General features: G+C 36.9%; 31 protein-coding genes and 1 riboswitch. Of the genes, 21 read left to right on the top strand and 10 right to left on the bottom strand.

Going from position 1 to position 26,578, the window contains the following annotated elements; genetic code table 11:
- Positions 1–152 precede the first annotated feature (152 nt).
- The 5 genes from ACZ5XR_RS17715 to ACZ5XR_RS17695 all read left to right on the top strand — a co-directional run bounded on the left by ACZ5XR_RS17715 (position 153) and on the right by ACZ5XR_RS17695 (position 3,779).
- Positions 153–1,034 carry an alpha/beta hydrolase gene (locus ACZ5XR_RS17715; protein ID WP_464497636.1) on the top strand — a complete coding sequence of 294 codons (882 nt, stop codon included), beginning with the start codon at positions 153–155 and terminating at the stop codon, positions 1,032–1,034.
- Between the two features lie 154 nt (positions 1,035–1,188).
- Positions 1,189–2,580 (top strand): asparagine--tRNA ligase, encoded by a 1,392-nt coding sequence (gene asnS, locus ACZ5XR_RS17710; RefSeq protein WP_464497635.1) that lies wholly within the window; start codon positions 1,189–1,191, stop codon positions 2,578–2,580.
- A gap of 168 nt (positions 2,581–2,748) precedes the next feature.
- Positions 2,749–3,120: a DUF2089 family protein gene (locus ACZ5XR_RS17705; protein ID WP_464497634.1), complete on the top strand. Its 372-nt coding sequence runs from the start codon at positions 2,749–2,751 to the stop codon at positions 3,118–3,120.
- 1 nt (position 3,121) lies between these two features.
- A complete protein-coding gene (locus ACZ5XR_RS17700) occupies positions 3,122–3,505 on the top strand; it encodes an SHOCT-like domain-containing protein (protein WP_464497633.1) in 384 nt (127 codons plus the stop codon).
- A 4-nt stretch (positions 3,506–3,509) separates the two neighbouring features.
- On the top strand, positions 3,510–3,779 hold the full coding sequence (locus tag ACZ5XR_RS17695) for a hypothetical protein (RefSeq protein ID WP_464497632.1): 270 nt from the start codon (positions 3,510–3,512) through the stop codon (positions 3,777–3,779).
- A 65-nt stretch (positions 3,780–3,844) separates the two neighbouring features.
- On the opposite strand, the gene ACZ5XR_RS17690 is transcribed toward ACZ5XR_RS17695, so the two are convergent.
- Positions 3,845–5,350, bottom strand: coding sequence for an amino acid permease (locus ACZ5XR_RS17690; protein ID WP_464497631.1), 1,506 nt, complete (start codon positions 5,348–5,350; stop codon positions 3,845–3,847).
- A gap of 139 nt (positions 5,351–5,489) precedes the next feature.
- Positions 5,490–5,682, bottom strand: a riboswitch (Lysine riboswitch).
- A gap of 323 nt (positions 5,683–6,005) precedes the next feature.
- On the opposite strand from ACZ5XR_RS17690, the gene ACZ5XR_RS17685 reads away from it, so the two are divergent.
- The gene (locus tag ACZ5XR_RS17685; RefSeq protein WP_464497630.1) at positions 6,006–6,821 is read left to right on the top strand and encodes a YitT family protein; all 816 of its coding nucleotides are present in this window, start codon (positions 6,006–6,008) and stop codon (positions 6,819–6,821) included.
- A 57-nt stretch (positions 6,822–6,878) separates the two neighbouring features.
- Here the strand turns inward: ACZ5XR_RS17685 and ACZ5XR_RS17680 are convergent, their stop codons facing one another.
- From ACZ5XR_RS17680 to ACZ5XR_RS17670, 3 genes are all read right to left on the bottom strand, one after another.
- Positions 6,879–7,739 carry a DUF421 domain-containing protein gene (locus tag ACZ5XR_RS17680; protein ID WP_464497629.1) on the bottom strand — a complete coding sequence of 287 codons (861 nt, stop codon included), beginning with the start codon at positions 7,737–7,739 and terminating at the stop codon, positions 6,879–6,881.
- Positions 7,740–7,757: 18 nt separating this feature from the next.
- Entirely contained in the window at positions 7,758–7,964 is a 207-nt protein-coding gene (locus ACZ5XR_RS17675; RefSeq protein ID WP_464502355.1) for a DUF1657 domain-containing protein, read from the bottom strand.
- A gap of 90 nt (positions 7,965–8,054) precedes the next feature.
- Complete coding sequence (locus ACZ5XR_RS17670; RefSeq protein WP_464497628.1) at positions 8,055–8,258, bottom strand: DUF1657 domain-containing protein; 204 nt, start codon at positions 8,256–8,258, stop codon at positions 8,055–8,057.
- Positions 8,259–8,431: 173 nt separating this feature from the next.
- Between ACZ5XR_RS17670 and ACZ5XR_RS17665 the strand changes: the two genes are divergently transcribed.
- A complete protein-coding gene (locus ACZ5XR_RS17665; protein ID WP_464497627.1) occupies positions 8,432–8,773 on the top strand; it encodes a YmaF family protein in 342 nt (113 codons plus the stop codon).
- Positions 8,774–8,850: 77 nt separating this feature from the next.
- Here the strand turns inward: ACZ5XR_RS17665 and ACZ5XR_RS17660 are convergent, their stop codons facing one another.
- Together ACZ5XR_RS17660 and ACZ5XR_RS17655 are read right to left on the bottom strand one after the other, a co-directional pair.
- The gene (locus ACZ5XR_RS17660; RefSeq protein ID WP_464497626.1) at positions 8,851–10,104 is read right to left on the bottom strand and encodes an erythromycin esterase family protein; all 1,254 of its coding nucleotides are present in this window, start codon (positions 10,102–10,104) and stop codon (positions 8,851–8,853) included.
- 108 nt (positions 10,105–10,212) lie between these two features.
- Positions 10,213–10,995 (bottom strand): GNAT family N-acetyltransferase, encoded by a 783-nt coding sequence (locus ACZ5XR_RS17655; RefSeq protein ID WP_464497625.1) that lies wholly within the window; start codon positions 10,993–10,995, stop codon positions 10,213–10,215.
- Between the two features lie 216 nt (positions 10,996–11,211).
- Here ACZ5XR_RS17655 and ACZ5XR_RS17650 point away from each other — a divergent pair, with 216 nt between their 5' ends.
- The 5 genes from ACZ5XR_RS17650 (at position 11,212) to ACZ5XR_RS17630 (ending at position 16,293) form a co-directional block, all read left to right on the top strand.
- A complete protein-coding gene (locus tag ACZ5XR_RS17650) occupies positions 11,212–11,652 on the top strand; it encodes a MarR family winged helix-turn-helix transcriptional regulator (protein ID WP_464497624.1) in 441 nt (146 codons plus the stop codon).
- Between the two features lie 4 nt (positions 11,653–11,656).
- The gene (locus ACZ5XR_RS17645; protein ID WP_464497623.1) at positions 11,657–12,316 is read left to right on the top strand and encodes an HlyD family secretion protein; all 660 of its coding nucleotides are present in this window, start codon (positions 11,657–11,659) and stop codon (positions 12,314–12,316) included.
- Between the two features lie 8 nt (positions 12,317–12,324).
- Complete coding sequence (locus tag ACZ5XR_RS17640; protein WP_464497621.1) at positions 12,325–14,115, top strand: DHA2 family efflux MFS transporter permease subunit; 1,791 nt, start codon at positions 12,325–12,327, stop codon at positions 14,113–14,115.
- 970 nt (positions 14,116–15,085) lie between these two features.
- Entirely contained in the window at positions 15,086–15,241 is a 156-nt protein-coding gene (locus ACZ5XR_RS17635; RefSeq protein WP_464497620.1) for a hypothetical protein, read from the top strand.
- A gap of 182 nt (positions 15,242–15,423) precedes the next feature.
- The gene (locus ACZ5XR_RS17630; RefSeq protein WP_464502354.1) at positions 15,424–16,293 is read left to right on the top strand and encodes a YitT family protein; all 870 of its coding nucleotides are present in this window, start codon (positions 15,424–15,426) and stop codon (positions 16,291–16,293) included.
- A 215-nt stretch (positions 16,294–16,508) separates the two neighbouring features.
- Here the strand turns inward: ACZ5XR_RS17630 and ACZ5XR_RS17625 are convergent, their stop codons facing one another.
- The 3 genes from ACZ5XR_RS17625 to ACZ5XR_RS17615 form a co-directional block, all read right to left on the bottom strand.
- A complete protein-coding gene (locus ACZ5XR_RS17625; RefSeq protein WP_464497618.1) occupies positions 16,509–16,760 on the bottom strand; it encodes a sigma-G-dependent sporulation-specific acid-soluble spore protein CsgA in 252 nt (83 codons plus the stop codon).
- A 131-nt stretch (positions 16,761–16,891) separates the two neighbouring features.
- Positions 16,892–17,134 carry a hypothetical protein gene (locus ACZ5XR_RS17620; RefSeq protein WP_464497617.1) on the bottom strand — a complete coding sequence of 81 codons (243 nt, stop codon included), beginning with the start codon at positions 17,132–17,134 and terminating at the stop codon, positions 16,892–16,894.
- Positions 17,135–17,275: 141 nt separating this feature from the next.
- Positions 17,276–17,986, bottom strand: coding sequence for a class I SAM-dependent methyltransferase (locus ACZ5XR_RS17615; RefSeq protein ID WP_464497616.1), 711 nt, complete (start codon positions 17,984–17,986; stop codon positions 17,276–17,278).
- A gap of 149 nt (positions 17,987–18,135) precedes the next feature.
- Here ACZ5XR_RS17615 and pssA point away from each other — a divergent pair, with 149 nt between their 5' ends.
- The 4 genes from pssA (at position 18,136) to ACZ5XR_RS17595 (ending at position 20,634) form a co-directional block, all read left to right on the top strand.
- Positions 18,136–18,627, top strand: coding sequence for a CDP-diacylglycerol--serine O-phosphatidyltransferase (pssA, locus tag ACZ5XR_RS17610; RefSeq protein ID WP_464497615.1), 492 nt, complete (start codon positions 18,136–18,138; stop codon positions 18,625–18,627).
- Between the two features lie 92 nt (positions 18,628–18,719).
- Positions 18,720–19,529, top strand: coding sequence for a metallophosphoesterase (locus ACZ5XR_RS17605; RefSeq protein WP_464497614.1), 810 nt, complete (start codon positions 18,720–18,722; stop codon positions 19,527–19,529).
- 153 nt (positions 19,530–19,682) lie between these two features.
- Positions 19,683–20,255, top strand: a complete 573-nt coding sequence (locus ACZ5XR_RS17600) for a YkoP family protein (RefSeq protein ID WP_464497613.1) — start codon at positions 19,683–19,685, stop codon at positions 20,253–20,255.
- 106 nt (positions 20,256–20,361) lie between these two features.
- A complete protein-coding gene (locus tag ACZ5XR_RS17595; protein WP_464497612.1) occupies positions 20,362–20,634 on the top strand; it encodes a hypothetical protein in 273 nt (90 codons plus the stop codon).
- A 31-nt stretch (positions 20,635–20,665) separates the two neighbouring features.
- On the opposite strand, the gene ACZ5XR_RS17590 is transcribed toward ACZ5XR_RS17595, so the two are convergent.
- Positions 20,666–21,547 carry a VanW family protein gene (locus tag ACZ5XR_RS17590; protein WP_464497611.1) on the bottom strand — a complete coding sequence of 294 codons (882 nt, stop codon included), beginning with the start codon at positions 21,545–21,547 and terminating at the stop codon, positions 20,666–20,668.
- Positions 21,548–21,756: 209 nt separating this feature from the next.
- Between ACZ5XR_RS17590 and ACZ5XR_RS17585 the strand changes: the two genes are divergently transcribed.
- The 5 genes from ACZ5XR_RS17585 to ACZ5XR_RS17565 all read left to right on the top strand — a co-directional run bounded on the left by ACZ5XR_RS17585 (position 21,757) and on the right by ACZ5XR_RS17565 (position 26,415).
- Positions 21,757–21,951 carry a hypothetical protein gene (locus ACZ5XR_RS17585; RefSeq protein WP_464497610.1) on the top strand — a complete coding sequence of 65 codons (195 nt, stop codon included), beginning with the start codon at positions 21,757–21,759 and terminating at the stop codon, positions 21,949–21,951.
- 257 nt (positions 21,952–22,208) lie between these two features.
- Positions 22,209–22,910 (top strand): winged helix-turn-helix domain-containing protein, encoded by a 702-nt coding sequence (locus ACZ5XR_RS17580; RefSeq protein WP_464497609.1) that lies wholly within the window; start codon positions 22,209–22,211, stop codon positions 22,908–22,910.
- The gene (locus ACZ5XR_RS17575) at positions 22,900–24,309 is read left to right on the top strand and encodes an ATP-binding protein (RefSeq protein WP_464502353.1); all 1,410 of its coding nucleotides are present in this window, start codon (positions 22,900–22,902) and stop codon (positions 24,307–24,309) included. Before ACZ5XR_RS17580 ends, ACZ5XR_RS17575 begins: the two co-directional genes overlap by 11 nt.
- A gap of 173 nt (positions 24,310–24,482) precedes the next feature.
- Positions 24,483–25,937: a S1C family serine protease gene (locus ACZ5XR_RS17570; RefSeq protein WP_464497608.1), complete on the top strand. Its 1,455-nt coding sequence runs from the start codon at positions 24,483–24,485 to the stop codon at positions 25,935–25,937.
- Between the two features lie 64 nt (positions 25,938–26,001).
- Positions 26,002–26,415 carry a hypothetical protein gene (locus tag ACZ5XR_RS17565; protein ID WP_464497607.1) on the top strand — a complete coding sequence of 138 codons (414 nt, stop codon included), beginning with the start codon at positions 26,002–26,004 and terminating at the stop codon, positions 26,413–26,415.
- Positions 26,416–26,578 lie beyond the last annotated feature (163 nt).

The raw sequence follows: 26,578 nt of genomic DNA, 5'->3' as shown, positions 1-26,578 counted from the left end.
GTCTCTTAAGCGTTAAGGGGTTTTTCCTTTTCTATTAAAAAATGATAAAATCTTATTAAGAGAAATCCTACTTTTTTATCATATTAACAACTACTATTATCTGAAAATTACGAATAGATTATCTTATAGATTCTTTTTGGGGGTGGTTAAGGATGTTTGAATATAAAAGTGATCAGCTCGCTGGGTTTGAAGAGATTTCTTCTATCCCTAAAAGGGGTTATTCTATTCGTAAGATTTTTTTTGAAAGCCCTTACAAAGGAAGGGTATTTTCGTATCTTATTGCTCCACATACACCAGAGAAGCACCCTGCCGTTATATTCCTTCATCCGGGTCAGGGTATTAGGGAAACTTTTTTAATGGAGGCTGAATTACTTGCTAAAAAGGGGATCGTTTCATTAGTGCTCGATGTCCCATGTATACAAGGAGAATTCACCCGGAATTTATCGATAATCCAACCGCTTGCAAAAACGATGGAATCACTCGTGGATATTGAGCAATACATTCAAATTATCATGAATATTAGAAGGGCTGTTGATCTGCTTAGTTCAAATGAAAATGTCGATGAAAAGAAGATTGCCTATGTAGGGCATGGTTTTGGAGCTGCATGGGGAGGAGTCCTTGCGGGGATTGATATCCGGATAAAAGCGTTTGTGCTTATTTCCGGGTACGCAAGGATGTCAAACTGGTACTTAACAAGCGAGAATCCGGAGGCGGAATTTATTCGGACCTTCTTACCGCCTGAACGGTTTGACCACTTCATTTTAAATATAAAAAGATTAGATGCGGTGAATTATATTAAAAATGCCGCCCCGGCCTCGATTTATTTTCAATATGCCAGGGATGATGAATTTATTAATCATAAACAGGCTGATGAGTATTATTCGGCAGCAAGCTTTCCTAAAAAACTCTCTACTTATAAAACGGATCATCTTTTTTCCAACTGTGATGAGGCACTCCATGATCGGCATGAATGGCTATATGAACAATTGCTGGCTGAAAAAGACAAGATCCTAAAGGAATCATCATCAACGTAAAAAGCAATAGAAAATGTGTTGATGGTTGTTTTTTGCCTGTGATATTTATATAATATTGGAGGGATAAAAGAAAAATTATGACGTGGATTTTACCTTTCGTCCCGCTCGGGATGAAAGGTTTTTTGCATACATATGGTTTAGGAGGTCGTTATTAATGAAAAATACCTTAATAAAGGATTTGTACAGAAATACTGAAAATTATATTGATCAAAAGGTCCAATTATCCGGTTGGATTCGGACCATTCGAGATTCGAAAACCTTTGGATTTATTGAAATAAATGATGGCAGTTTTTTTAAAGGTGTTCAAGTTGTATTTGATGAACATTTAGAGAACTTTAAAGAAATTGCTAAGCTGGCGATCAGTTCATCCATTAAGGTCGAGGGAGATTTTATCCACACTCCTCAGGCAAAGCAACCATTTGAAATTAAAGCAACAGCTATTTCCATTGAAGGAAATTCAAATGTTGATTATCCATTGCAAAAGAAAAAGCATTCATTTGAGTATTTAAGAACAATTGCTCATTTACGTCCTAGAACCAATACATTTTCAGCCGTTTTCCGTGTTCGGTCGTTAGCATCCTATGCAATTCATAAATTCTTCCAAGACAAAGGGTTCGTCTATGTACACTCGCCAATCATCACTGGAAGTGATACAGAAGGTGCGGGAGAAATGTTCAGAATTACGACTCTTGATATGGACAATCTGCCAAAAAATGAGGAAGGAAATGCGGATTTTTCTAAGGATTTCTTTAATAAAGAAACCAATTTAACCGTAAGTGGTCAGCTATCTGGTGAAGCGTTTGCCTTGGCATTCCGTAATGTCTATACCTTTGGTCCGACATTTAGAGCAGAGAACTCTAATACGGCAAGACACGCTGCCGAGTTTTGGATGATTGAACCAGAGCTTGCGTTTGCGGAGCTGCCGGATATTATGGACTTGGCAGAAGAAATGGTGAAATATGTGATTGGCTATGTGCTTGAACAAGCGCCAGAAGAAATGAACTTCTTTAACAGCTTTATTGAAAAAGGTTTAATAGATCGTTTAAATCAAGCACATACTGCTGATTTTGGCCGAGTAACCTACACTGAAGCAATTGAGCTGCTTAAAAAGTCTGAAGAAAAGTTTGCATATCCTGTTGAATGGGGCGCTGACCTTCAAACAGAGCATGAACGCTACTTATGCGAAAAAGTATTCAAGCGGCCTGTTTTTGTAACCGATTATCCAAAGGAAATCAAAGCCTTTTATATGAGGTTAAATGAAGATGAAAAGACCGTTGCGGCAACAGATTTATTGGTACCAGGAATTGGCGAATTGATTGGCGGAAGCCAGCGTGAAGAGCGTGAAGAAATTCTTGCTTCTAAGATCAAAGAGCTTGGAATGAATGAGGAAGATTATTGGTGGTATCTGGAATTAAGAAAGTATGGCGGAACGAAGCACTCTGGCTACGGCCTGGGTTTTGAACGTTTAATCATGTACTTAACAGGTATGTCCAATATCAGAGATGTGATTCCATTCCCAAGAACGCCTGGAAATGCAGAATTTTAATAAAAATGGAGGAGCCTAACAAGGTTCCTTCTTTTTTTGTGCATAAATTTAAATACAGAATTAATATATTTAATATTTTTTATTAAAACTTTAAAATAAATTAATTTTAATCTTTAAATTTTGAATCAATTGTTGTATGATATGGATAAATCAGGAAAGGAGATAAAAATGGCCTATCCACTAATCACGAATTGTCCGGTTTGCAGCAATCAATTAACCATTACAAAACTACACTGTACCCATTGCCATACTATCGTGGAAAATGAATTTTCATTATCGAAATTTGCTTCTCTTGCACAGGAGCAGCTTCACTTCATCGAAATCTTTCTAAAATGCCGGGGCAACATTAAGGAAGTTGAAAAGGAACTGGGAGTTTCCTACCCAACCGTGCGTGGAAAATTGGATGATATTATAAACTCCTTGGGTTTTACCACAGCAAAGAAAATGGACATAGATAAGAAAAAAATTGTCTCGATGCTTGAAAAAGGAGAAATTACGGCAGAAGAAGCTATTCAGTTAATTAAAGAGGGGGAATCTTAAAATGAAAGAGGAAATTTCAAGAGTGCTAACCATGGTGGAGGAAGGAAAGCTGGATAAAGAGAAAGCAACTGAATTAATTAACGCGTTGCAAGGAAAAGAAAACCCGATTCAATTAAGAAAAGAAATTCCTTATATGAATAAAATGCTTAAAATAAGAGTTTCCTCCGAAGTAGGGGATAATGTTAATGTTAATCTGCCAATTAAGCTCGTAAAGGCAGTTTTAAAAGTGGGAACGAGCATTGCGGAAAAAATCCCGGAAGCAGAAAAGTATGTAAAAGACATTAATGTTGACCTATTAATAGAAGCAATTGAAAATGAAGTCGACGGCCAAATTGTTGATATCACCTCAGCCAAAGGTGAAAAAGTATTTGTGACGATAGAGTGATGCTATGCTAAAAGTAAAAATTAAAACAAAGGACCGAAAATTTACCGTACCTGTTCCTTATGCCTTTTTAACCATGATGAGTGTAATTCTTACATCAAAACGAATCGTAATGATCGCAAACAAAGCGATAGAAAAAGGCGGAAAGTCCTTTAAGGTTCCGAAAATAGATAGGAAAGATTTAAAACCGCTCCTGCGGGCGCTTTCAGAGCAAAAGGGTATAGTTTTAGTCGAGATTATACTTAAGGATGGAACTGAAGTATTTGTCAGGCTTTAAGCCTAAGTTCCATTTTATAAAAACAGACAGAATGAAAAAAGCACGCTGCTGCGTGCTTTTTTGAATTAATTATTTAAATCGCATTTCTCTAATGGAATGACCTTTGTTCTCTTTGTAAATTTATAGCCAAGCCAAAGGATCAAAAATAATGGTAAGCCGATGTAAGAAACAAGAACACCGTTCCAATCGATATGGTCCCCCATAAATGCTGAATAGTTTTGTCCCAAAACAACAATTGCACATACTACAAAGGCAAAAATTGGCCCAAATGGGAAAAGCTTCGCTCTGTAAGGAAGCAGGCTTAAATCTTTACCTTGTGCAACAAATGCTTTACGGAAACGGTAATGACAAATCGCGATACCAAGCCATGCAATGAAACCTGACATCCCTGAAGCGTTTAGTAACCAAACATATACGGTTCCATCTCCAAATAATGAAGCAAGGAAGGCAAGTGTCCCGACTAAAGTGGTTGCGATTAAAGCATTTACAGGAACGCCATTTTTGTTTAATTTACCAAGGAATTTTGGTGCTTTTCCTTCACGCGCCAAATCCCAAAGCATACGGGTCGATGCGTACATACCTGAATTTCCTGCTGATAAGACAGCTGTTAAAATAACGGCATTCATGACTGAAGCTGCGAATGCAATTCCAGCTTTTTGGAAAACAAGCGTGAATGGACTGACGGTAATTTCACTGTTTGCTAAGTTTGCATTTGTGTAAGGAATTAATAAACCGATAACTAAAATAGCTAATACATAGAATAAAAGAATCCGCCAGAAAACTTGTTTAACAGCTCGTGGAATTGATTTTTCAGGATTATCAGTTTCCCCAGCAGCAACACCAAGAAGTTCCGTTCCTTGAAAAGAAAATCCTGCTGCCATAAAGATTCCAAGCATCGTCATGAAACCGCCATGGAATGGGGCATCACCGACAGTGAAGTTTTTAAACCCAATCACATGTCCGCCCATAATACCGAAAATCATTAGTGTTCCAGTGATGATAAAAATAATAACGGTGACAACTTTTACTAATGAGAACCAATATTCAGCTTCCCCAAACCCTTTTACAGAAATAAAGTTTAAGAGGAACATGATAACTAAAAAGATACCGCTCCATAGAATTGATGGGGTATGTGGAAACCAAAACTTCATAATCATTGTTACAGCAGCTAATTCTGCAGCAATGGTAATCGCCCAGTTATACCAATAATTCCAGCCAAGGGCAAATCCAAATGCAGGGTCTACAAACTTGGTGCCATAGGTGCTAAAGCTTCCGGCTACAGGCATGTATGCCCCCATTTCAGCAAGGCTTGTCATTAAAAAGTAGACCATTACACCAATTACTAAATAGGAAAGAATGGCTCCACCTGGGCCGGCAGTATGGATCGCACCGCCACTGGCAAGGAATAGTCCTGTACCAATTGTACCTCCGAGTGAAATCATGGTAAGATGCCGAGATTTTAGGCTCCGTCTTAATCCTGTATTCTCCTTTTTCCTTGATGGAAAACTAGTATCAACACTTGAAGAGACACCGGACTTTACGTTCGATTTTAAATTACGTGCAGATTGCATGTTTTTTACTCCTTTTCTTTAATTGTCTAGCTTCAGCCCCTGATTAAGATGATGAAGCTTTTCATTTTGGAAGGAGTTTGGAATAAAAAATGCCACTGAAGTAGATTCAGTGGCATAGAAATACCCCGCATCATACCTTCCGAAAGATAGCTCAACACGATTAGCCGGTAGGACTAGTCGTGACAGTTCTGTTCCTATTTGGAAACAGCCCCAGCATGTTTGTTTCAAGAGAATATAAACACACTTCGGCAGCTTTTCCTTTCTAACAGAGTCATAGGTGTCTCTTCACCTCGTCTATTATACTGATAAAAACCGCGACCTCTACCTCATCGGCTTGATGAGGATTTATATATATAAGTAACATAATAAAGTATAAATATTATTGTGGAATTGTCAATCCATAATTTTTACATAAAATGATCTCGAGTCGAACCGAAGATTATTTAGAAAACAGAAATGAATAAAAACAATTTTTTTTACATGAAAATACACTGTTGTTAAGTTTTTTCATGGAGTTATACAAAAATACGCATAAAGAATAGTGGGAATTGACAGATAATTGTATATTATTGTAAAAAACTATTAAATTTACAATGAAAGATAGAATCTGTATTATATTTTTAAGAATCTCTGTTGGAAATAGGAGGGAAATTAATTGCAGTTTGTTGGGATCATTATAGGGTCGCTCATCGTAGCGATTGGATTTAATCTCTTCTTAATCCCTCATCAAGTTTTGAGTGGGGGAATGAGCGGTATTTCCATGATATTGGGGATGTTAACACCCCTTAATACTGGATTTGCTAACTTTCTCTTGAATTTTCCATTACTGGTTATCGGATATAAGATGCTAGGTAAAAAGTTTATTGTTCATTCCATCTTTTCGGTTATTATTATCTCACTTGGTTTATACGTAATCCCTGTTCATGCCATTGCAGAGGATAAAATTCTTTCATCTATATTCGGCGGAGCATTAACTGGACTGGGAGTTGGCATCGTTTTTCGCTGTTCCGGTTCTACTGGCGGATTTGATATTATCAGTATGATTTTAGCAAGAAAAATGGATTTCCCGATTGGTGTACTGCTCTCGGGTATGAACGCAGTTGTTATTGTGATTAGCGGATTTTTACTAAATTGGGATTCAGCCCTTAATACTTTAGTTTCAATATTTGTAACCGGAAAAGTTGTCGATGCAATCTATACGGACCATGCAAAGTTAACGATTATGATTATTACAGAAAATGGCGAGAAAATGAGGCAGCATTTAATTTCTAATTTGTATCGTGGGCTGACTATATTGGATGGGGTTGGCGGATATTCCAATGATAAACGAAACATATTAGTTACGGTGATTTCCAGATACGAACTGAATGATGTGAAAAATTTAATTGCAGAGGTGGATTCAGCCGCTTTTGTAAATATCACAGAAACAATCGAAGTAATGGGTCTGTTCCATCGGCCAAGCCCACATTGAATTTCCCCCAAAAAGGGGGTTTTTTTAATATTAGTAACAATTTACAAGAATATTTGTTTATCCATTAAGATAGGGAGTCAGTTTATCAATTACATCCTGGACTTTATTTGCATTTTTCTTATACATCGCTTTTGTTTTTTCACAATTGGTTGAAAGAGAAAACAGCTCTAAATCGGCCTGAGTTTTCTTCAGCATGGCCAATAATAGCGGCCGCTGGGCAGAAGAGGGTACTTTAAGCTTATCATCATAAATATCAATGGAAAGTTCTCCATACGTGTCCACTTGGCCTAAAAACACATTATCGAGCGTCACATCAACCTTTTCCAACTCGGTATGCAGCCAGCCGCGGCTCTTTCCAGCTGATCGTAACGGCTCATCTAATATTTTTCCATCCATAATGACGGTCTGCGGCTCTTTTTCATTAGCTGTTTTCATTTGTAAATCCTTTGGTGTTATTGGCCGGTTTTCTTTTTTCAATAAGGCACTTAAATTTCCCCTTGGTTCTAGAACAGCAAATTCAACATCCGCCACTCTAAAAATATCCTTTTGACGAAGCAGTGCGGATATTTCATCAATGGTGTATTTTTCCTTCTTCATATTCTCTTCTAAAATTTTCCCATCTTTTATAATGACTGTTCCTCTACCTTCGACAATGTCACGAAATGTTTTACTTTTTAACGATAAGAAGTTGGCTAAAAAAGTAACAAGACCAAATACAATAATGGCCAATGCCCCATGATACATATTGCTTTCAAGTCCGGTAACTACCTCACCCGCAATACTGCCGATGGTAATTCCTGCGACATACTCAAAGAAGGAAAGCTCGGAAATTTGTTTTTTACCAAGGATTTTTGTGGTAATAAATAAGAGCAGTAAAAAAATTATTGAGCGCGAAACGATATAAAACCAACCCGGCATTTGTTTTCACCTCTGTTTTTAGGACCCTTTATATTGGGGTTCTTGTCGTTCTAGTTCATATACACGTGTTTGCAGGTCTTTTTTTACTTCGCCCATCGTTAAGGATGTTTCATGAAAAACTCTTTTAGCTTCCTCATCCAGTGAATTAAGAGCAAGTGATGATAGCTCTGCTTCAATATTTTTGAGGCCGGCAAGGGTTTGTTTCACATTAGAAGCAATCGTCAAATTCATCTTTCCCCTTTTGATTTAAAATTTTTCATTATGATACGGAATGAAATGAAAAATGGGTTGGCAAAGTCGCCAACCTATTTTTTATTATTGATTGTATTGTGGCTCTTCTGCCTGTATTTCTTGAAGGCGTGGTTCTAGGCTATCTAGAACGGCCTGTGTTTGTTGGGCAGCCTGTTGGTATAATTGCTTAGCATTTTGGTTGTCAGTTGCTAATGCAAAGGTTTCAAAACTGGCTTGAGCACTTTTTAAACCAGCTAAAGCTTGCTTTACTTGTGTTCCTACAGTCATTTAAATAATCCCTCTTTCTCATAAAATTGAAATTACAAAAGTAGTATGCGATTTCATTTGGAGGCTTATGTAGAACATTTTTTGGAAAAATAAACTTAACGTTTTCCTGACTAATTTTGGACTATGTCTGCATATAAATTAAATTAGAGGTTTTAAAAATGGGGGGGGAGAAAGTGGTTAAGCATATAGGTAAAGATGACTTTATAACTGGTTTTGTTCCGCATCATAATCATGGTTCCGTCGATTATACAGGGGTGAGTTCAAACCATGTTCATCAGTGCTTAGATGTAACATCACCGCCAATTCAAACTCAAGATGGCGGGCATATTCATTACACGGAAGGCTATGTATTATTTGAGGATGGTCACACCCATCACTACAAGGCCTATTCAAGTCCAGCGATTCCTGTTGGAAATGGCATGCATGTTCACTATTATGATTTCCATACATCGGAAGAACAAGGTCATAGCCACCATGTAAAAGGTGTTGATCATCCAGCACCGGGGACGAAATAATTAAAAATGTAAATCGAATCAGGAGAGGCAGTCTCAAACAAAGGGTCAGAACCCTTTTGGGACAGCCTCTTTCTTTATCAATAAGGGATTTTTTCCAGGACGAGCGGGTGTAGCGCATTTGTTTGGTCAATAAATAAAAATCCATCATAGCGAAGACTCATTTGGGAAGGAACATAATTGCCGAAATGTTCGTATTCAGGGCGATAGACCACTCCGATCGCTCGATGGCCGATAATGGTATTAAACTCTTCTACATTTTGTCGGTTAAACAAGAGGTACTTGTTAAATGCACCTGTTTGATGCAACAAGGCTTCCCAACTGCCGCTTTGGGCAGGAGGGACATTTGTGATTTGATAGTCCGCACCCCATTCTGGTGCAGAAATTACCGTCCCGCTATAAGTTCCAAATCCAAGAATAAAGACATTTCTACTCCCGTATTTTTCTCGAATTAACTGGCCTACATTTACCATTCCTTCCTGTTTCATGTCTGTAGCCCGGGCATCCCCAACGTGAGTATTGTGCTCCCATACAATTACTTTGGCCCCTTCGCCATAATACTTAACAACCGCTTCAAGTGCATCTGTCATATGGCGGTCTCGTATATTCCATGATTTCGAATCACTTTTAACCATTGTCCGATAATATTCCTCAGCATGTGCTGTAACAAGCGCATTTACCTCCATATTTAAACTGCTTTCCTGGTCATCCTCATATTTCCACTTGTTTTTTTGTATCGAGGATAATAATTGGAGCGATTCATCAAGGCAGCTTTCTGATAAATAACCAGCAGAAACAGCGTATGATTCATGATTCCGGTTAAAGGGCTCAAAACAGGAAAAAGCCTTTTTAGCGGCCTCTAATCCAGGGGAATGAGACTTTTCTAGATAGCGGATGATTTCATCCATGCTTTCCCATAAGCTGTAGACATCCAACCCGTAAAAGCCAATTTTTTCTTTTTTTGCATTTTGATGATTGAAGTCTTTGAGCCACTCTATTAATCCAAGGATTTCTAAATTAGCCCACATCCATGCGGGCCACCGGTCAAACAATTCAAGCACTTCTTTTATATCGGTTTTCGTTTGGTCAAAGCCTTTAATATAACGGTTAATGCTTTGGCAAGCGGGCCAATCGCCTTCGACTGCTATGATAGTAAAGCCTTTTTCGCTAATTAATTTCTTGGTCAGTTCGGAACGAATTGTATAAAATTCTGAGGTACCATGAGATGCCTCCCCCAGTAACACGTATTTTGCATCACCGATAGCTTCTATGACTGGATCTAAATCTGCGATGCTTCGGAATGGTTTTGCATATTTTTGGATTGATTTTATCATAATAAAGCATTCCCTTCCTTTTATATTCCATTAGAGAAGTGCTAGTATTATTCCCTGTAAACATAAAACAACCTCTTTTTTGTCCAAAAAGAGGTTGTTTTAAAAGCTTTATTTAAACATTGTCCAAGTGCCTATGTCTCTAAATCCAAGTCTTTTATAGATACGCCCAGCTTCAGGATTATCATAAAACAAGCAAAGTGTTTTACCTTCATCAAGAACATCTTTAAATAGCTTTTGCATGATGGCCGTTGCGAGCCCTTCCCTACGGTTTTCTCGTCTTGTGCACACTCCAACAATCATAGCTGAAAAAGAATTTTCGGCAGTTGTCGAAACAGCTGAGGTTATTTCACCGTCAGCTTCCGTAAAATATGTTCTTGCTACTTTTGATTCCATCGATTTGATCAAAATATCACGAGCGTTTTCTCTAATGTGAAATTCATCAATGGTCTTGCGAAGTGCTAGGATTCTATCGACATCTTCAAGGTTCGCCATTTTAATTTCAATATCAGAAGAACTTAAATGATCAGCAGATCGGCATTCTGCAAAAAACATGTTTTGCTTTTTTCCAAAATTGATACCACTAAATTGTTCGTACTTTTCCACTAGGTCGGTCTTACCAGAAATAGTAATCGGTTCTGGATAGTTTTTCATTATCTCAACAAATCCATGAAGATCAAATTCACCTTTGGCATAAGGAATAAATGATTGATAAAACCTTAGTAGAACCGCTATTATTTCATTCTTTTCGTTAAACTCTGCCCAAATTTCCTGGAATTCGTTATCATATCCAAATGCTTCTAAATCCCCAATGATAAACAAATTGATTGAAGGCTCTTCACTTAAAAAAGAGAGAACCTTTTCATGGTCATCCTTAAAAAGTTTTCTTATCATAAAAGATTCCTCCTCACCTTAAACAGATTAATCAAAAAATATAAAAATTTCAACATTTTTTCTCCAAGGTTCCCAGCCATTATGAATTTAGATTGAATTTTTTTTTCATTGACATACTAATGAATAACTGTTTATAATTCTAACTTGTGGTGTTTTATTTCGTATGCGAAATGTTCTTCTGTAAAAGTTTAGGTTATCGAGGGAAAGGGGGATGTCATGCACGCTTTAAATAATGAAATAATGGAGTCGTTCTCGCAAATACACAAAGCCATTTATCGACTTGTTAAAGCCGATGCAGACCGGATTGGCATTACCGTTGTACAGCTTAAAGCAATATATATGCTTTCTTATAACCCAAATATAAGTCTCGGTGATTTAGCCGAAAAATTGAGGTTAACAAATAGTACAGTTAGCGGTGTAATTGATCGTTTAGTACAAAATGGCCTGGTAGAAAGGATTGTCCCTCCTGAAAACCGAAGAATGGTCTCGATCCATTTGACGGAAAAGGGTAAGAATATGTTAGACAACCACTTTATATCCGAATCAATTCTCATAAAAAAATTAAATGATGTGATGAATTTGCCAGCGGAAAATATCGAAGAATTATTACGATTACACAAGCTTATTTTATCAACACTTACATTTGAGGGGGAATAAATTAATGAACGCTAAAAGATTAGTTTTTTTAAATATCATCATTTTAATCATTTTGGTTGGTGGAGGATTTGCTGCGTATTCTTACTACAATCGGTCAGTAAATTACCTAACAACTGACAATGCACAAATTTCCGGTCAGCAGGTTTCCATTTTAGCTCCGGCAAATGGAAAATTGACTTCATGGAATGGAAATGTGGGAGACCATTTTAGCAAGGACGATAATATAGGGACTATTCTTTCTGCTGGTACAGGTGCTTCAGCTGCACCAACTGCAATTGATATCACTTTGCCAACAAACGGGACTGTGGTTCAAAGCAGTGCAGTGAAAAATTCATTTGTTGCTGCAGGAATGCCTCTAGCTACTGTTTATGATCTTAATAAATTATGGGTAACGGCAAATATCGAAGAAACATCCATTGATTCTATCGCCGTCAACCAGGATGTAGATGTGTATGTAGATGCGTTTCCAAATACACCACTTAAAGGTACTGTAGAAAAAATCGGATTAGCAACTTCAGGGACATTTTCCCTTTTACCAAGCTCCAATAACACAGGTAACTATACCAAAGTAACCCAAGTGATTCCTGTTAAAATTGCAATAGATGATTACAAAGGACTTCAATTAGTCCCTGGTATGAACGTGACCGTGAGAATCCATAAGTAGGTGATAAGATGTCAATATATATCACGGTTTATGTCGTTTTAAGCATTTTACTGTTGTTATTATTAAATTTTATGTTCGTAAGGAAAAAAAGACCTGCCCGCATTACTGAAAATAAGGAAACAACACCAATTAAAAAACAAGAAGATTTATCTGATCAAGTAGAAGATATGCTTAAGGAATCAGCAATTGCCGAACCAGCTTTAGAATATGTGGAGGCTAATGTCAAGCCTATTGAAGAAGAAAAAACGGCAACCCTGTCCAGAGTGGAAGAATCGAAAAAAGAAGTGGGTAAAGGTAAAATCCTAACAGCCCTAATGCTAGGGGCGTTTGTTGCCATTTTAAATCAAACGCTGTTAAATGTAGCGATTCCACATATAATGAACGACTTGGGTGTTTCAGCAACTACCGTACAGTGGTTATCAACGGGCTATATGTTAGTAAACGGTATTTGTATTCCCGTTACAGCTTACCTAATTGAAAAGTTTGGGACAAGAAAACTATTTCTCATTGCTGTCTTTCTCTTTACAATTGGTTCAGTCATTTGTTCCTTGTCGACAGGCTTCAGCATGCTTATGATTGGGAGAATTGTGCAGGCAACTGGGGCTGGCGTTATTATGCCGCTTTTAATGACAGTTTTCTTCACAATCTTTCCCCCTGAAAAACGTGGAATGGCAATGGGGTTGATGGGAGTTGTTATGCTTTTTGCCCCTGCAATAGGTCCCACATTATCAGGCTGGTTAATTGAGCATTATTCATGGAGATTATTGTTTGATATCGTCATTCCAATTGGAATCGTTGATTTAATCCTAAGTTTCCTATGGATGAGGGATGTTACCAAGATTACGAATCCAAGATTCGATTTTCCTGGTTTATTGTTTTCTACATTAGGATTCGGGTTCCTTTTATATGGCTTTAGTGAAGCGGGAAGTAAAGGTTGGTCAAACACTACAGTAGTAGTTTCTCTCATCATTGGGATCATATCTTTAATTGCTTTTGTTATTCGGGAGTTAACCACCGATAAGCCGATGCTGGATTTAAGGGTGTTCAAATATGATATTTTTGCCTTAACAACTGTTATTAGTATGATAATAAATATGGCGATGTTTGGGGCTATGATCTTAATTCCAATCTATTTGCAAAATATTCGCGGGTTTACAGCACTGCAATCGGGACTAATGTTATTGCCAGGTGCGATAATAATGGGTATTATGTCTCCAATATCAGGAGCTATATTTGATAAAATTGGAGCACGGCCGCTGGCCATTATCGGATTAGCTATCACAGTTATTACAACCTGGCAATTTACTACATTAAGTATGACCACCAGCTATAGCCATATTTTATTTCTGTATGTTATGAGGATGTTTGGAATGTCCTTCTTAATGATGACAGTTATGACAGAAGGACTAAACCAATTACCAAGACACCTTGGGGCCCATGGAACAGCGGCTTCGAATACCGCTAGACAGATTGCCGGCAGTATTGGTACAGCCCTCCTTGTCACGGTAATGTCAACAAGACAGGGTGTTCATATGGGTGAATATTCAAACGTGATTACTAGTGCAAATCCATTTATCGCAAGCAAAATGTCCCAATTGGAGCAGGGAATTGCCGCATTGGCCCATCTCCCATCAGCTGCGGGGAATCAACTTGGAACATATATCATTTATGGGCAAACAATGCAGCAGGCAACAATTGATGGGATCAACGATTCCTTTATTGTTGCAACAGCTCTTTCCTTTGTTGCTTTGGTTTTTGCATTCTTTATTAAACGAGCTCGGATTAAAGTAGAAAAATAATTAAATAATGGGGGATCAGTGTAGACTGGTCTCCTATTTTCATGTAAAAAAACATTGGGGAATTCAAATAATTCGCACAATGGTCACAGGTTACAGGTAAATTCTTCAATTTGAGTGATATACTATAAGTGTAAAAGATAAATAAAAAAATTATCATCTTAGGAGACTCAGCCATTCGTGTTCGTTCCGTTTGTGAACGAGTAGTGAGGGTTATTCCTTTAGATTTAATTGGAAAAGTGGAGCGATGTATCGAAAAAGGAGGAAGTAAATTTAACAAAATCTTTCTTATTTGTGAACGAATTGGAATGTCAAAACCAAAAAGAAATGAGTCATGGTACTAATTGGAATGCTGAAGATCTCTCTACCTATTTATGGAAAAGTACGTAGCGAAATCTCTCAAACCAAAAGGATCTTTCTAATCTTATATTGGAATGCTCCCCTTGTGGAGAAACCTAAAATAATGTATTAAAGAAAGGGTCAACCAATGACCATAATGACTTTTTAGGATGATTATCTTCCAATTAATAAGTTAAAGATTTGAATTTATTCCTATTTCAAAAAATACATTGCCAGGATGCTGGTCCAAAAGAAGAAATGGTGAGTTTTAATTGGTATCAAACCGAAATGTTGTTTCTTAGGGGAATTTGAATTCCTATTTAGATAGTGAATTAATTCCTTCAACGGAACAAACACACCATCGGCTGATTTTCAAAGCTTCCAGGAAGTATTTATTTTTAAATGGAAAAGTGAAATTTGAAAATTACATTTGCTGGTGTAATGGTTGGGTCTCCTAAGGTGTTAAACAACAAAAAGCTTTCTCACACGAGAAAGCTTTTTTGTTGTTTGCTGTGTAAAAGAATATTACAAATGATTACTAATTGTTTTCGAATGTTACATTGTGAAAATTAATCTTTAAAATGGAATACTTCGTAAATTGTAGGTGAAAATAGGGTTGAAGGAGATGATTCGAATGTTACAAAGGGAGTTTAAGAAAAAAGATCCAACCATCGCCCCCGGCATGGATGATCAGGAAGAATTAGAACAAAGTGCGACTGAACAAGAAGTAGAAAAAGGAGAGTATACAAGTGTCACCACACTTTCCTATGATGAAGTTGACCCAAGTTGATGATTTTTCAATCGTTCTGCCTGAAAGACCAGGCAGTTTTTTTATTTAAAATGTCTTCATTGAGCAGATGTATGTAAAAATTAGCCACCAAACGTTATACTTTAAAGAAAACGATTTTTGAAAGGGGAGAAAAAATGTCAGATATACAAAATTTGACTTCAATTGATCAGCAGGAAGTAATTATGGACAGAATTCAGCACAGAAAATTAACAAAGAGAAAGGTTTTTCAACGTATCTTGTTAATAACATTAGGAGCCTCTTTAATGGCTGTGGGTCTGGAAATATTCCTGGTACCCAATAATGTTATTGATGGGGGTATAACCGGCATTTCCATAATGCTTTCCTATGCTACTGGTATGAAGCTTGGTGTCTTCCTCTTTATCCTTAACATTCCCTTCTTCTTTATTGGATACAAACAAATAGGAAAAACCTTCGCATTATCCACTCTTTATGGTATTATCGTCCTTTCTATTGTTACCACCTTACTTCATCCGGTACAACCGTTTACCCAGGACATTCTTCTTGCGACTGTTTTTGGAGGAATCATACTCGGTATTGGGGTGGGGATTGTTATCCGCTATGGAGGTTCATTAGATGGTACAGAAATATTGGCCATTCTTTTCAATAATAAGCTTCCTTTTTCAGTGGGGGAAATTATTATGTTTTTTAATCTGTTTATTCTTGGCAGTGCGGGTTTCGTTTTTACATGGGATCGTGCGATGTATTCATTAATTGCCTATTTTGTTGCATACAAAACAATAGATGTCACCATCACTGGCCTTGATGAATCGAAATCAATATGGATTATAAGTGATAATGCCAAACAAATAGGTGATGCGATTTTGAACCGACTTGGCCGTGGTGTCACCTATATTAATGGGGAAGGCGCCTATTCAGGCGATGATAAAAAAGTGATTTTCTGTGTGATAAATCGTCTAGAAGAGGCAAAATTAAAAGAAATTGTTTCCGAAAATGATGATTCTGCCTTCCTGGCTGTTGCCGATATTGCCGAAGTCCGTGGGGGAAGGTTCAAAAAGAAAGATATTCATTAAGTGCCATCAGAGAGCTTGAGATTTATGTCGCATTGGCAAATCATTGCACAGGTTATGTCGTTTCTTGCAGAAAATAGATATCGGAAAAATCAATTTTTGTCGTTGCGTGCGCTTACCTAGGAAATATTATTGCAATTATCTGCAAATTTCCCGATAAAAAAGGATATCCGAAAGGGACCTATCCCTTTTTATCGGGATATCCTCTTTTATTGGACTTAAAATAAAAGTTCATAGACTTCATTTAATTCATATGCCCTTTTTTCATCCTGTTCTTCCTTGGCGTATTTAATCTCATTTGGCAGAATTTTATTTAAAAAAGCAATTTCGTGTTGGTTTAAGTTCCTGACAAAGTCCCCCTCTGAAGAAAATGTTCCTTCCGACAGTTTCCGAAACAGATGCCTGCCCTCTGAATGCTCGTCATTATAATTGGCTAAAATCTCGCGTAAATACCCCAAAGTTTTATCCATGCTTTCACCCAACCTTTCATTTCCTTATTTTTTGAAGAGAATGTAAATATATACGTATTAAAGTTAGGTGGTAGAAAATGAAAAAGAGCAAGCCCGAAATCGACTTACTCTAAATGAATGAAATGAATGAATTAGAAGAAAAAGAATGGGAAAAACGGAGCAGCAAAAGGCACAAAGAAAGGTCTTCTGAAAAATGGACCTGGAAAGAAGCCAAATCCGAAACCTTCATCAGGACTAGTTGAACTGATCTCAGATAATTCAATTCCATCTTTTTTTACACTTACAATCTTACCAAAAGTCCAATTACCTTCTTCATTTTTGTACCGAATCACTTGGCCCTCTAAATGACGCATAGTGTCATAATTAAATTGCATGTGAAAATCCTCCTTCCATAATGGACTTGCTATAAAATATGAAAGAAGACTTGGTGCTGAAAGGGCAATTAACCAAACTTGTCCTTTTTTTAAAAAATAAATGAGGATGACTCTTTTTTGTCATCCCATGGAATTGTTATTTTATTTTGTACAATTTATAATCCGGTAGCTTAATACATCGGAGTATTTTAAAAGAAGATGGGCATGATGATTAAAAATTCCAAACAGTTCCGGTTCAAAGCTGCTAGAGAAATTAAATTCCGGTGTGCTATTTCCATCGGTTAATGAAATATTTTCTTTTTTAATATCTATGTGCTGAAATCCTGATTCGGTTAATAAATTTTTCCAATCTTCCTCTAAAAGCAATGAATCTAAATTATAGAATTCTTTAATTTCCTGTTCTTCCTGTGCAGAAAGCTTTTCATTAATCGTCATTTCATTTGCAACCAAGCGGCCGCCTTTTTTTAAGACCCGATAAAATTCGCTAAGTGCCTTTGGTTTATTTACAAATGCCAATACAGATTCAGAAAGGACAAAATCAAATGTTCCATCTTCTAATGGGACATTTTCAACAGAGCCTTGAATTAATTTAATCGGTATTTGCAGGCTTTGAAAACGGTTTTTTGCCTTTTCAATCATGATAGGGTTGATTTCTAAACCAGTTACATTCGCCTTATATTGTTGGAATAAATAAGCTGCCGTTTGGCCAGTGCCACAGCCTGCGTCTAAAATGTTTGAGTCTTTTGATATTTGTTCATTTGCAAGAATATCCTTTGTTAAAATGATTCCACCAGGATGTGCACCACCTACGCCAAACTTAGCTAAAAAATCAAAATATGTGAAGGAACCCATAGACACCACCCCAATATCTTTTTTGCATACTATGTAATAAACCCGGAAGTGGTTCTATTTAATTTTGAAGTTCGTTGTTAAAGAATAAATGATGTGAACTTAACAAAAAATAATTAGATGAGAAACTGAACAATTGGAGGGGGGCCGCCTTGTTAATTCATATTAAAAAAGCAGTGCCAAACCTGTTTACCATCGGGAATTTATTATGTGGGGTCTTTTCGATATCGTTAAATATGAGCGGATTGTATCAAATGGGCGCCATCTTCATCTTTTTTTCAGCAATTTTTGATTTATTTGATGGTCGTATTGCCAGAAAATTGAAGGTGAATAGTGAATTTGGCGTAGAGCTTGATTCGCTGGCCGATATCGTCAGTTTTGGAGTAGCGCCAGCACTCCTTTTTCATAGCATATCGGCACCTTCGATATTAACATCCTTGGCATTTATTCTTTTTCCAATAATGGGAGCACTGCGCTTGGCAAAATTCAGTGTAAAACCAACGATTGGCTATTTTCTCGGAATTCCGATACCCGCTGCTGGTTTGCCATTAGCGGTAATGGCGTTATTTCATTATAGCAATGCACTCATTACCATGATCCTTGCTTTATTAATGGTGACGCCAATAAAAGTGAAAAAACTATAATAATATTATGTAAACATATATATTATCTCCCATCAACTCCCACTATGATGAATCCACCCTTGCTACTATACTCAGTAGTGGGAGGGGATGAAATGAATTATTTTCTAGGTATAGGATTTATCATGGTAATCCTTGTTATATTTTATAAGGCTCATAAAAATACAAAAGATGTGGTCATTAATAAGGTTAATATTACGAACTCAAAATTTTCTAGACAACAAATAAATATTCTTCATCTTTCTGATATTCATCTGGAAAATATCTCGATATCACCTGAAGAGCTTTATCAATCGATCTCAAATCAACCAATCGATTTGATTGCATTAACAGGAGACTTTCTTGACCGAAGAAAAAGCATTCCAAAATTAATTCCGTATTTGAAAGCATTAAGCAAAATAAAGCCACAATTAGGTATCTATGCTGTCTTTGGCAATCATGACTATTATCTTAAGGAAGAGAATTTTCAAAAATTAAAACAAACATTAGAGGAAAATGGCTGTATTACACTTCAAAATGAACATCTTTCTTTGAATATAGAGGGTAATGTCCTTAATATTATCGGCATAGATGATAACCATTCCCATCGCAGTAACGTAGAAATGTCCTACCGGAATCTGCCTGAGGGCTATAATCTTGTTTTAACGCATGACCCTAACCTTGTTTTGAAAATGAAAAGCTATCCTTATGATTATCTTTTGTCGGGACATTTTCATGGCGGGCAAATCCATTGGCCACGGCCGTATCATTTGTTAAAAATGGGGAAACTGGTCCGAATGAATATCGTGAAAGGTTTACATTACCACGATGGAAAACCATTTTATATCAGTGAAGGTCTGGGGCAAACCGGAGTGAATATCCGACTTGGTAGCCGTCCAGAAATCACGTTCCATCAAATTTCTTAAAAGAGGAAGCCCCAAAGGGAAGGATTAGAACCTTTGGGACTTCCTCTTTTTTTCCGTTTTTGAACAATAGCACTTATCCTTAGATTACCATACTAAAAAGACAATTCTTTAACATCCTATAATATGAAGGCTGGATAAAGGAGTGTAGGCAGCATGGGTATACGCCTAACAATTATATGGCTATGGAAATTGATTGATCCGATATTTTATTTTTTCTCGCGATTGCACTATATATGGGAGGATAATCGAAAGAAATCCATCTTTCGGGTACGAGTTACCAAATATAAGGGAAAGAATATCATCTTATCCGACGGAACCAGAATAGACCGGAATGATCTTCTGTTAAAAATTCATTTACACAATGTTCGTTTATTGTATGAATATTTGAAAGTCAAAAATGATCTACAAAGGGCAAGATTAATGTACCGCTCGGTTTTTCACTCCATGCCCTCGTTAGCCAGTTATTTACAATCCCATCCCCAAGAAACGAATATAAAGGGAATTATCGGAATAACGACAATTAATAAAGGGGTTTTACCTCTTGGTTTTGAGACAATTAGTCCAACCAATTTTCTCTATCGAAAATTGAAAAAAGTCGGACAGCTGCCGATTTTTCTATTGACAAAATCTTCAATCAATAATTTTAAAAATAATAAACTCAATTATTTATTAATGTCAAAGGAAATGCTGTATCAAAAGTATGGAAGCAAACCTGCCAGTAAATAGCAGGAATTGAGCGCTTTCCCATTCATAATGAGTTGCAATTGGCACAAATTAAGTAAATGAAAGGATCAGTTAATCCTTTCATTTAAACATGAAGGAGTGCATAAAATTGAAAAACAAAAATTTACAGCCGTTTCTCAAGTTATTTAAAAGAAAACGCAAGAGCAGAGGGGCATTGTGGGCATCCCTTTTTGGCTTAGGAATTAGCGCTGCTGTTTTTGGAGTAACAAGAGGCAAACGAAAAGAAACTGCACTTCCTTTTAAAAGCATGACAAATGCCTTTGCACCTAAAAGCGATATAAACTTTATGAACAATGCTGCCTTAACAGAATTCTCAGAAGAATTATTAGAAAGTGCATTGAGGAATAAAAAGAATATTTAATCGTTGAAAAAGTCCGCTTCGGCGGACTTTTTCAATATGGGGGAAATGGCACTTTTCGTGGCTGATAATTAATCTCATCCGATGATAAAACCCTAATAATCAGCAAATTTCCAAGTGTCGCTGCCCGAATTAAGACGGGTTGATTATATGTATTTTTAAAAACAAAATCGGGTCCATACCAGCTTACTGTTGCATCTCGACCCGGGGGGATATAAGGAACCTTTCGACTGTGAGAAAATCTCTGGACAATCTTCAAACCTGCATTATCAACCGCATTAAAAAGTGTTGAGGAAACTTGACAAATTCCTCCGCCGATATCCTCAGCAAACTCTCCTCTCACAATGACCTTCGCCCGTAAATATCCCTTTGCTACAGTCCTTTTTCCAACTACTTTATTAAAGGAAAATGTTTCACCTGGAAAAACAACAGCATTATTAATGGCCATCGCTGCTAATTGAATATTTGTACTTCTCTTTTTATTATTGGAATTAAATGAAGTCACATATCGGCCGATTCGTTTATTTTTAATTTCTACAAGCAGCTCGCTATCGACTCGTGGATAAATAGACTGCATTGGAAGCTCCATTGTTGCGGGTCTTTGTCCAAAGTAATAGGAATAGAATTGCTCTGTAAACACCTTGCGATTTAGCTGATAACCAACTCGCTCCGGAATAATCACTCCATGAATATCCAATTGGGCGTTTTCAGGTGCTGTAAAATACTTTTTTTCCAAACGGGTCAAAAATTGATTATATTTTTTTTCATTGATTATCGGTAGTTGAGGAATACCAAGGGAAAAATCAGTCCTTGTGACATTTTCTATAATTTGTCTATCTTTTAGAATGGTAAAGCTATTTTGAGGGATCTGTTGTTGAGCAAACATCATAAATCCCAAAATAAATGATAAAACCATCTTTTAACATCCCTCCCTTATACTAGGATGAGTAGAAATTTTTATTTCATGTAAAAAACATATAGAAAACTGGAAAAAACTCAAAAAAAAAACGGAGAAGGTTTTCGGGGAATTGCCGAAGTTCAATTTTAATGATGAAAAAGTGATGAAAAAATAGTATAGTAGCAATATGCTAGCAGTGTGCTATTGATAAAATAGGAGTGTACAAAATGGCGGAAAATGAACGTATTCAATTAAATGTAAGAGTATCAAAAGAGCTTTCTGCAAAACTGGATGAAATTGTCGATTATTATCAGGACAACCTTAAGTATGGAAGAATTTATAAAGGAGATGTTTTGACAGATATTATCGATAAATATTATGAAGTAATGAAAAAGCAAAAGAGGATGAATCGAGGATTTTAGAATATTCATTACATCATTCACACGGTAAAGCAAGTTCTCGGAAACCGATAGGCCATACATAATAGTACGAAAACTTTTTACAAAGAGGACTTGAACTATATTCAGTCCTCTTTTTTTAATGGATGAAGCTCCAAATATTAATAAACTATGAACAAAGTATTAAGCAGTAGGGAAGAATTTTCAAGAAGGTTGATATGAGTCGTATTTCGTATAAACTTGATTTAAAGAACTCTTTTTTTCTGTAGGAGATGATCAAGTTGAAAATATTAGTGATAGAAGATAATAAAAGTGTTTGTTCGATGATCGAGATGTTTTTTAGTAAGGAAGGAATTGAGGGAGAGTTTGTAAATGATGGATCCGAAGGGTTCGATCGTTTTAAAACTGGGACCTGGGATGCCCTGATTGTCGATTGGATGTTACCGGGAATGGATGGTGTAACGATTTGCCGGAAGATACGTGAGGAAAAGAACACTGTTCCCATTATTATGTTAACGGCTAAGGACAGTGAATCCGATCAGGTACTTGGACTTGAGATGGGTGCGGATGATTATGTTACAAAACCATTTAGTCCCCTCACTCTTATGGCAAGGATAAAGGCTGTTACCCGCAGATTTCAAAATCATTCAGCCGATCCACCAGGGGACTTTCTTCAGACTGAACACTTTAAGATAAGTAAAAACACAAGAGAGGTTTTTGTCGATGAGGATCCAGTTATGAATTTAACGCCTAAAGAATTTGATTTGCTATATTATTTGGTGGAGCATCCAAAGCAGGTATTCTCAAGAGAACAGCTGCTTGAAAGGGTTTGGGGCTATCAGTTTTACGGTGATGAGAGGACTGTTGATGTTCATATCAAACGGCTGAGGAAAAAGGTTGAAAATGCTGCTCAAGCCTTCTTCCATACAGTTTGGGGAGTTGGGTATAAGTTTGATGAGTCGATTAAAGCAGATGAAATTTAGGTATATCTATCAACAATTTATTAGTCATATCAGTATCATTGTCGTGGCATTTTTACTGCTGAGCTTTCTGTTTGCCCATTATGTTGAGGATTTGGTTTATCAGAACAAGGCGGATGAACTTATCTCTTATGGAAAAGCGATTCAAAACGAAATTGAACGGACACCTGATGTTCAAAATGAAATTATCAATCAATATAGTAATGTATTAGCTTCAAGAAAAATGAGTTTTAGTATTTTTGATCGGGCAGGTAACCTTTATTCTGTCGGCAGACCGAGTCCAAGGATTTCTCAGTTTACCCCTTCCGATTGGAAACAATTGACAAAAGGGAAAACGATTATCGTAAAAAGTGATTATACAAGGTTTGGAGCAGAAGGGGTCACCTTCGTTGTCTTGCCATATATAGAGCAAGGAAGATTTATCGGTGGAATTCTGTTAACTTCACCTATAAGCGGTTCAAGTGTGATGATTCACCAAATTAATCATATTTTATTATTTACAATCCTTATTGCACTTGCTGTGTCTATTTTTCTTAGCTGGTTATTATCAAGAATCCATGTTAACCGGATTAAACGGCTTCGTGAGGCAACTTCTCTCGTTTCAGGTGGAAATTATCATGTGAAGGTCAATTCGTCAAACTTTGATGAAATAGGCGAATTGGCCAATGACTTTAACCATATGGTCAATAAAATCAATACCTCTATGGAGGAAATTGAAAGCTTAGAATATAGAAGGCGGCAATTTATGGCTGATGTTTCTCATGAAATGAGAACGCCTTTAACGACTATAAGCGGTGTGGTAGAAGGCTTGAAAAATGATATGATACCGGAAAAAGATAAGGCAAGAGGAATCAACCTTGTAAGTCAGGAAGCGAAGAGGCTGATCCGTCTTGTAAATGAAAATTTAGATTATGACAAAATTCGTTCCAATCAAATACAGCTGTACCGGGAAAACATCCAGATTTTAGAGGTGTTAGAAATCATTCAAGAACAGTTGGCTCTTCAAGCAGAAGAAAAGAATTGTCAAATTATGGTGGATGCAGACCCGGCAGTAATGGTTAATGCCGATTACGACCGTCTCATTCAGATTTTAATCAATATAACAAAAAACAGTATTCAATTTACCTCGAATGGAACCATCTGGTTAAGGGGAAGAACGGAGCAGAATGAAACCATCATTGAGGTTGAGGATACTGGAATTGGAATCGACCCGAAGGATGTTGAAAATATTTGGCACAGATTTTACAAAGCAGATATATCCAGAACAAGTAATCCATATGGGGAGTTTGGACTCGGACTGTCTATCGTAAAGCAATTAGTTCTTCTTCATAACGGAGATATTGACGTATATAGTGAAAAAGGAAAGGGCACAAAGTTTGTGATTCGGTTTAATCAATCATAAAATTGGCAAAACTGCGGGCAGAACCTCGTGGTCTTTTCTTAATTTTGTCATAAAATTTCATGTATCTTGCTTATTTTTTTCAAAACACGTTAAAGTTTGTTAATAATTTTTTCATATTTGTCAGTTAAAGTAAAAGTAGAACAAAAGTCCATTTAAAAGGAGATTTGATAAATATGGATTTCAAAGACGAAAACACATTCAATGACAATCAAACAAATTCAGCTGATATGAACACTAACAGAGAAGAAACTGCATCTAAAAACGAAAATCTTCACGAGCCGTTCGAAAGGGCAAATAACGAGGCTGGTTTTGATGCAGTAGATGCTACGTTTACGGTTTCTGCAAATGATGATCAGAAATCGCAAAAAGAATCAGAGTATACAGATGAAACGGAGCAGAAAGAAGCAATCAATACAAATGAATCCAGAATATTGAATAAAGCGACTGCAAACAGCCGTTCAAACTATAAATGGGTGAAAGGATTTGCATCTACAGTGGCAGCTGGTGTAATCGGTTCGGTTTTAACACTAACCATTCTTCCTCATATTGATTACATAAAGAGTTTTTATCCGAATTCGGAAAATTCGACGGCCGCACAATCGGCTGTCCCAGTTGTGAAGGCAGTTACGGCTCAGCCCACTGCTGCTTCCTCATCAGGGTCGATTGCTGATACAGTTGAAAGAGTTTCAAAAGCTATTGTAGGGATTGTCAATTATCAGCAGCAGCAGCAAAGCACAGATTTCTTTGGGAACTCAACACCATCTCAAAGTGTTGAAAGCGGATCAGGGTCAGGGATTATTTTCCAAAAAACTGGAAATTACGCCTATATTGTAACGAATAATCATGTGGTCGAAGGGGCATCAAAGCTTGAAATTTCTTTGTATAATGGAACGAAAACAACGGCTCAAGTGGTAGGAACGGATGCTTTGACTGACTTGGCGGTATTAAAAATTGATTCAAAATATGTCAATGCCATCGCTAATTTTGGAGATTCATCCACACTCCGTCCGGGAGACCCGGTATATGCCATTGGTAATCCGCTCGGCCTTGATTTATCCCGAACAGTAACGGAAGGGATCGTCAGTGCTACGAACCGCAGTATTTCAGTAAATACGTCCGCAGGTAATTGGGATACGAATGTTATCCAAACAGATGCAGCGATTAATCCAGGAAACAGCGGTGGAGCCCTTATTAATCCACAAGGTCAGGTTATTGGTATTAACAGCTTAAAAATTTCCGAAAGTGGTGTTGAAGGACTGGGCTTTGCCATTCCAAGTAATGATTTTATTCCAATCGTAAATCAATTAATTAAAAATGGAAAAATTGAACGTCCGTTTATTGGCGTTGGTCTGGAAGATTTAAACCAAATTCCACAAGTGTATTGGCAGAACCTTCCTAATAATGTCACGCAGGGAGTTATGGTTACTCAGGTTGAACCGAATTCCGCTGCTTCAAGAGCAGGACTCGAAGTGAAGGATGTCATTGTATCAATGAACGGTACAAAAATTAATACATCTGATGCACTACGGAAATACCTTTACACGAAAGTAAAGATTGGTGATCAAGTGAAATTTGGAGTTTACCGTAATGGCAAACTCGAGAATATTATGGTGACATTATCTAAATAAGAAACATGCTAATGTTGCACAATAAGACCAAAGGATATACACCAATGTTTCTGAGGTGATGATAATGAATCAGGTCGGTAAATATGCCATTAGCGATAACATGGATGAAACACAATTATTAAAAATGGTACTTGAACTTCCCGAAAAGGATAAAATGCTAATGTGGTCACAAGGGTATATTGATCAGGTTATTGAAAAAATGCCGGATTATTCTCGTGATATTTTAGAAGAACGGATTGAAAAGTGGGAAGACACGAAAGGATTTTTTGAAAATCAGCTTGATGGAATAGTAAATAATAAAGAGTTTATCGAAAAAGCAAAGGGCGACCGTAAAGAGTTCGCCCTTTTTGTCATGGAGCAATACTCGGAATTTCAATCTTTGTTATTTCTAGGATACGATGGAAATCTTAAAGACGCCGATTTGAGGAGATTTGTTTATAGACGTCGATATGGAGGAAGTAAAAGATATTTACATTAGTTCTTTTTTCCATACAAAAACTTTAGAAAATATTATTTTAAAAACCTTATGTAAAAATCGAGCAAATGAAGTCGAATCAAAATTTATCTGTATAACTTTCTAGATGAAAGGATTTAAGAATGTATCCCAATAAGAATGTGAGTGTCCTTGAAGATGGCGTTCG

The sequence above is a fragment of the Neobacillus sp. Fa239 genome (genome assembly GCF_055395235.1).
The sequence above is the reverse complement of the archived record's forward strand: the minus strand, read 5'-3'. Positions and strand labels throughout refer to the sequence as shown.